General features: G+C 43.0%; 4 protein-coding genes and 2 pseudogenes (1 of these 6 only partly in view). 4 read left to right on the top strand and 2 right to left on the bottom strand.

Features of this window, described 5'->3' with window-relative positions:
* Positions 1-826 (bottom strand): annotated as a pseudogene (locus L650_RS0115070) (aminotransferase class I/II-fold pyridoxal phosphate-dependent enzyme); it reaches 319 nt to the left of the window's first position.
* A gap of 11 nt (positions 827-837) precedes the next feature.
* Positions 838-1,878, bottom strand: a complete 1,041-nt coding sequence (bioB, locus tag L650_RS0115065; protein ID WP_029773618.1) for a biotin synthase BioB — start codon at positions 1,876-1,878, stop codon at positions 838-840.
* 92 nt (positions 1,879-1,970) lie between these two features.
* Between bioB and bioA the strand changes: the two genes are divergently transcribed.
* The 4 genes and pseudogenes from bioA (at position 1,971) to L650_RS0115045 (ending at position 6,782) form a co-directional block, all read left to right on the top strand.
* Complete coding sequence (gene bioA, locus L650_RS0115060; RefSeq protein WP_029773617.1) at positions 1,971-3,272, top strand: adenosylmethionine--8-amino-7-oxononanoate transaminase; 1,302 nt, start codon at positions 1,971-1,973, stop codon at positions 3,270-3,272.
* A 163-nt stretch (positions 3,273-3,435) separates the two neighbouring features.
* A complete protein-coding gene (locus tag L650_RS0115055; protein WP_004586641.1) occupies positions 3,436-4,248 on the top strand; it encodes a hypothetical protein in 813 nt (270 codons plus the stop codon).
* On the top strand, positions 4,249-5,289 hold the full coding sequence (locus L650_RS0115050) for an extracellular solute-binding protein (RefSeq protein WP_004586642.1): 1,041 nt from the start codon (positions 4,249-4,251) through the stop codon (positions 5,287-5,289).
* Positions 5,290-6,782, top strand: a pseudogene (locus L650_RS0115045) (ABC transporter permease).
* The last annotated feature ends 4 nt before the right edge of the window (positions 6,783-6,786 follow it).

The raw sequence follows: 6,786 nt of genomic DNA, 5'->3' as shown, positions 1-6,786 counted from the left end.
CTGCCATAAGCGGCGACATAGCGGTTGAATACGTGTAGTCGCGGTTAAACTGCAGCATGTAATTAATAAATTGGTTATTTGCTAATACACAGGCCCCGCTGCTTGCTACTGCTTTTCCAAAGGTAATAACCAGTATATCGGGAAGTGCTAAGCCTTCATCTAATAATGCCTCACAGCTACCTAAACCGGTTTTACCTAGTGCGCCAAAACCATGTGCATCGTCAATCATAAGCCAGGCATTGTGCTCTTTAGCTAAAGCAAGCAGCTCTTTTATGGGGGCGGTGTCGCCATCCATCGAAAACACCCCTTCGCTAATAATTAGCTTATTGTGTGCTTTTGATTTTTCGAGCCGCGAACGTAAATGCTTTAAATCATTATGGTTAAAGCGGATCAATGCGGCATTTGAGTGCATTGCGCCGTCAATCAAACTGGCGTGGTTGAGTTTATCTTGAAAAATTGCACTGTTTTGCGCCGCACTTTTATCGTTAAACAGCGCTTTAATTACACTGCTATTTGCACTAAAGCCCGAGTTAAACAACATGCCAGCTTCGTAGCCAAGTGCACTACATAAGTATTGCTCAAGCTGTTGTTGCTGCGCCTGATACCCAGTTACTAAGGGTGAGCTGTGGCTACCGAGTACGTTGTTTTGCTCAAGGTTAATACTGCAATCACCAAAGCCTAGGTAATCATTACTGGCAAAATTAAGGTACGTTGCGTTATTTACCGTAATGGTACCTGCTGTGGCGCGCTGCACCACATGGCGTTTACGCAATAACGCATGTTGCTGTTGTTGCTGCAAATGCGTATTTAAAAATTCAAATGGCATAAAAGGTAAGCTTAGGCTTCGTAAAATAAGGCTGACGTTGCTTTATCGGCCACTTGCGATGACAGCGATGCGGCAACGGCTTCGTCTGAGTAGTCTTGGTGTTTTTCTGGGTTCATGCCTAATTTTTTAATTAGCTTCATGTCGGCATCGGCCTCTGGGTTTTCGGTTGTGAGTAGCTTATCACCATAAAATATTGAGTTAGCGCCTGCAAAAAAGCACATTGATTGCATTTGCTCGTTCATGGCGCTGCGACCTGCTGATAAACGCACATAGCTGTGTGGCATCATAATACGGGCAGTAGCTATGGTACGTATAAATTCAAAATGATCTAAATCGTCTACGTTTTCAAGCGGTGTGCCTTTTACTTTTACCAGCATATTAATAGGTACGCTTTCTGGTTGCTGCGGTAAATTTGCCAGCTGCATTAATAAACCGTAACGGTCGTTTGCTTGCTCGCCCATACCGACTATACCGCCTGAGCATACTTTCATGCCGGCGTCGCGTACGTGATCTATGGTGTTTAATCTGTCTTCAAAGGTACGCGTTGATATAATTTGCTCGTAATATTCAGGCGAAGTGTCGAGGTTATGATTGTAGTAATCAAGCCCTGCGCTACTTAGCTCATGTGCTTTTTCGTTGGTAAGTTTACCAAGCGTCATACAGGTTTCTAGGCCAAGTTCTTTTACTTCTTTAACCATTTTAGAAATATACGGCATGTCTCTGTCTTTTGGATCTGACCATGCTGCACCCATACAAAAACGGGTTGCGCCTTTTTGTTTAGCTAGGCGTGCTTGCTCTACCACTTTTTCTACTTCTAGTAGTCGCTCGCGCTCTAAGTCGGTTTTATAATGCCCCGATTGCGGACAGTATTTACAATCCTCTGGGCAAGCCCCTGTTTTAATAGATAATAAAGTAGATATTTGTACTTCGTTAGGATTAAAATTAGCGCGATGAACCGATGCCGCTTTAAATAATAAATCGTTAAATGGCATTTCAAATAATGCCTTTACTTGGGCGTGGGTCCAATCGTGGCGAACAGGTGCAAGTTCCATAGTAGTCTCTTATTTTTCTCAGTGGTGATGTTGGATTAGTCTACGTCTTGAAGTACCATTGTCAACGAAACCCACCACGTTAAAGTTTACATATGAATAAAAAACAAACGATTGACCTTGATTTTGATCGTGACCATATTTGGCACCCTTACACATCAATGACGCAGCCTATTCCGGTTTACCCTGTTACTCATGCAAATCATAATTTAATTTACCTAGAAACCGGCGAGCAACTCATTGATGGCATGGCCTCATGGTGGAGCGCAATTCATGGCTATAATCATCCGGTACTAAATAACGCCATGATTGAACAAATTAATAGTATGAGCCATGTAATGTTTGGCGGCATTACCCATAACAGCGCGGTAGAGCTGTGTAAAAGGCTTATTACAATTACCCCAAAAAGTTTAACTAAGGTGTTTTTAGCCGATAGCGGCTCGGTAAGTGTAGAAGTAGCGATTAAAATGGCGCTGCAATATTGGTTAAGCCAAGGGTTTACAACTAAGCAAAAATTAATGACGCCGTATAAGGGTTATCATGGTGATACATTTGCCGCTATGAGCGTGTGCGATCCGGTTAATTCTATGCACAGTTTGTATAAAGGTTTTTTACCAGAGCATGTGTTTGTACCCGCCCCTGTAAGTAAATTTGATGGCGAGTTTAACCAAGCAGAAGCCCAAACACTTGAACAATACTTTAAAACGCACCACCACGAGGTAGCCGCCTTTATTATTGAGCCCATAGTTCAAAACGCCGGCGGCATGAACTTTTATCACCCCGCGTATTTAGCCTGCGTTCGTAAATTATGCACGCAATATAATGTATTACTGATTTGCGATGAAATAGCCACAGGGTTTGGCCGCACAGGTAAATTATTTGCTGTAGAGCACGCTAATATAGAGCCAGATATTTTATGTATTGGTAAAGCCCTTACCGGTGGCTCAATGACCCTTTCGGCTACATTAACCAGTGATAAAATAGCCATAGGCATTAGTGAAGGCGAAGCCGGCGTTTTGATGCACGGACCTACATTTATGGGCAACCCGCTTGCCTGTGCGGTTGCGTGCGCCAGTATAGATTTACTTTTAGCGCAGGATTGGCAACAACGCATTAGCGATATAAACACTCAACTACAACAGCTTAAAAAGTGCAATGAATTAGATGCTGTTGCCAATGTGCGTACCTTAGGCGCAATAGGTGTTGTAGAGCTAACTGATGCTGCTGGCAATGTAGATGTTGCTAAAATTCAAGCCTTTTTTGTAGAACAAGGCGTATGGATTAGACCCTTTGGTAAACTTATTTACCTAATGCCCCCGTATATAAGTGACTCAGCCAGTATAAACACCTTATGTGATGCCATTTACACTGCAATTGCAGGTAAGCATTACTGCTAAGCGTTAAATTATACCTAAGAGGCATAGTCATTATTTGCCTGTTAGGTATTAATTTTGCTCAGGTTTTGAGCTTTGCATTGACGTATTTGTTATATTGATTTTAGTAAATATTACGGATATGATAATGTCTATCATTTACAATTACCTTTTCGGACTCTTTACTATGAAACACCTTTCTAAATCTGTAAAAACATTAGGTGCAAGCTTATTGTTAGCTTCTGCTTTTGTAACGCAACCGGCGCTAGCTAACGGCCCAATTGGTGAGCACGTAAACCATTTACAAGAAAACATTAAAGACTATTCAGAAGAAGTTGAATGGATGGTTGGTAAAGTAGACACCATGGTAACTGACTACAGCAAAAGCGGTGCTAAGGCTGTAAACAGCGACGATTTAATTGAATATTGGGAGTCGGTTAAGTTTCACAGCGCTATTGAAACTAACTTTGTGCCTGTATATGCCTCAATTTGGCAAGGTATTTATGGTGTAAAAATGGCCATTGATAACAACAAGCCTGCCCAAGAAGTGCGCAATCAGCAAAAAGCCATGAACATAGCCTTGTGGCAAGGTCTTGGTGCTGTTAAGCTTGCGGCAAAATTCCAGCAAAAAGGCTTACTTGATACAGTTAAAGCCACTGCTACAGAAGGCATGACCCAAAGTGCCACCATTGACGAAATCAAGCACAAGCTTGACCGTGTTGTTGCTAAATTTGCAGAGCGCTTAAACGAAGAAGCCACTGAAATTGTTCACGATACGTATTTACACCTTTTTGAAGGCGTAGAAGGTACGCTTATCGAACAAGATGCAAAACTAGTAGAAGTGCTGGAAAAAGATTTTAACGTAACACTACCGCAAACAATTAAAAGCGCTAAAAGCGTTGATGAAGTACGTGACGTGGTAAGTGATATGCACACTAAATTAGACCGCGCTAAAACGCTAATAGAAAAAGCGGAGAAGTCGCGTAAGGATGTTTTTTAAGTGAAGCGTAGGACCTTTATACAAGGCCTAGCTGCGTTAGGGGTTGTTGGCGCTTTGCCACTGCCCCTTTCTCGCGCACTAGCTGCCGATATAGCAAACCCAGTTTCTGTTGATAATTTACCAAAGCTTAAAGGTGATTTAACCTTATACCTAGGCCGTGGTGAAGGTGGTTTGTATGAAAATGTATTACAAGCGATTCAGAAAAAAAATCCTGACTTTAACTTAGCTATTCGCCGCGGTCCGACTGCTGCACTTGCCAATACTATTGTGGCAGAGGCAAAGGCAGGTGTACGCCGTGCCGATTTATTTTGGGCGGTTGACTCAGGCGCTATTGGCCTAGTTACCGATGCAGGCCTTGCAAAGCCCCTACCGAGTGATTTATCTGCACAGTTACAACCGCAATTTAGATACGATCAATGGGCGCCGGTTACCGGTCGGATCAGAACCTTGCCGTATAACACATCGCGTTTAACTAAAGATCAAATTCCAACAAGCATAATGGACATTGCAGATAGCGATTTATCAATTGGTTGGGCGCCTGCTTATGCATCGTTTCAATCGTTTGTTACCGCTATGCGTATTTTAGAAGGCGATGATAAAACTGCTAAATGGCTTAAAAAAGTTAAAAAGCGCGCTAAAACATACGCCGGTGAACTCGGTGTTGTAATGGCGGTAGAACGTGGTGAAGTAGATATTGGTTTTGCTAATCACTACTACACGCTGCGTCTTAAATCGGGTAAACCAGATGCTAAATTAGACTTAGCCTTTACCGAGCAAGATGCAGGTTGTTTAGTCAATGCCTCGGGTATTTTAACGCTAAACGATGACCCACTTGCTACTAACTTTATGCGTTACTTATTAAGCGAAGAAGTACAAGGTTATTTAGCCCGAGAAGCGTATGAAATACCGCTTGTTAATGGCATTACTCAACCGGCAGGCTTACCGTCGCTGAGTGACATATCTCCACCAAAGGTTGATTTAACTCAACTTGCGGATTTACGCCCCACCATCAACTTGATGCGCAACAACGGCGTTTTATAAATGCGAATACCTGCTTCTTACCCAATGGCGCTGCTTGCAGCGCTCATTACGATTACCCCTGTTTATATTTTAATTACCCTTGCTAGCGACTCCAGTACCCTTTTTGACAGTCATAATTTAAAAATACTGGGCAATACGTTATCGCTAATGGGCTTAACCGTATTAGGCTCAATTTTGATTGGGGTACCACTGGCTTTTATAAGTGCTTATGTGCATTTGCCTTTTAAAAAAATATGGCTGGTGATTTTTGCCGCGCCCTTGGCTATTCCAAGTTATATTGGCGCATTTACTTTGTACGCTGCGTTTGGCCCAGGGGGTGAAATAAATAACCTACTTGGCTTTGAAACCCCACCCATGTACGGGTTAAGCGGTGCAGCCATTGTAATGACCTTATATACCTTCCCTTTTGTAATGATGACCACACGCTCGTCATTGCTCAGTTTAGATGCCAGCATGGTAAATGCAGCGCGCACCTTGGGTATGTCTATGACACAAAGTGTGTTTAAAGTAATTTTACCCCGTGTAGTTAACGGTATTGCAGCGGGCTCATTATTAGTGGCGCTGTATACACTTTCAGACTTTGGTACACCCGCAATGATGCGCCTAGACACCTTTACCCGGGTAATTTACGTAGAATACAATGCGTTTGCATTAGGGCGTGCGGCAATGTTGTCGCTGCAATTAATGGTTATTGTTGGCTTTTTACTTTTAATAGAATCACAAATAAAAACCGCCTCTGAACGACACGGTCGCCCACTGGTTTTATTTCCCACTAAATGGCAAATAACCGCAATGATTGCTGCGTTTGGCCCTATTTTATTGTTAGCTATTGGTTTACCGCTGGCGATATTTTTTGTTTGGCTAGCACGCGATGGTTACAGCAATTTTGACTTTAGCATAGCGTGGAACTCAGCGTATGCCTCAGCCATTGCTGCCNGGTTATTGTGGCTATTCCTGTTGCTCATGCCGCATTAAGTGGAAAAGCCGGCAGAATAATGGAGCGTGTTACCTATTTTGGTTTTGGTATTCCTGGCATTGTGATGGGCACCGCGCTGGTATATGGCGGCTTGCAACTCCCTTTTTTATATCAAACATTAGCGCTTCTGATTATTGCTTACATGCTACGATTTTTACCGCTTGCCGTTGGCTCTATTCGCACCAGTACAGAGCATTTAGATCAAAGCTTAATAAAGTCTGCTCGCGTATTAGGCGCAAGCCCGCGTGAAGCCTTTACTCGCATTACCTTGCCGCTAACAATGCGTGGTATTATTGCCGGTGCTGCATTGGTATTTTTAGAATCAATGCGCGAGCTTGAAGCAACGCTATTGCTAGGCCCGACCGGGTTCGAAACCCTTTCAACCTATTTATGGCGTGTGTACGAAGCCGGTTATTTTGGCCGTGCTGCCATTCCCGGTTTATTGTTAGTGGTGATTTCTGCCTGTGGCTTAGCTATTATGATGTCTGGCGAAAAACGTAACCAACTAGAACATTGAGGAT

The sequence above is a fragment of the Pseudoalteromonas sp. TB51 genome, assembly GCF_000498055.1.
Lineage (GTDB): Bacteria > Pseudomonadota > Gammaproteobacteria > Enterobacterales > Alteromonadaceae > Pseudoalteromonas > Pseudoalteromonas atlantica.
The sequence above is the reverse complement of the archived record's forward strand: the minus strand, read 5'-3'. Positions and strand labels throughout refer to the sequence as shown.

What these genes read in the sequence shown, in the direction of transcription:
- bioB (WP_029773618.1), bottom strand. Translation starts at nt 1,878, where the DNA reads ATGGAACTTGCACCTGTTCGCCACGATTGGACCCACGCCCAAGTAAAG.
- bioA (WP_029773617.1), top strand. Translation starts at nt 1,971, where the DNA reads ATGAATAAAAAACAAACGATTGACCTTGATTTTGATCGTGACCATATT.
- L650_RS0115055 (WP_004586641.1), top strand. Translation starts at nt 3,436, where the DNA reads ATGAAACACCTTTCTAAATCTGTAAAAACATTAGGTGCAAGCTTATTG.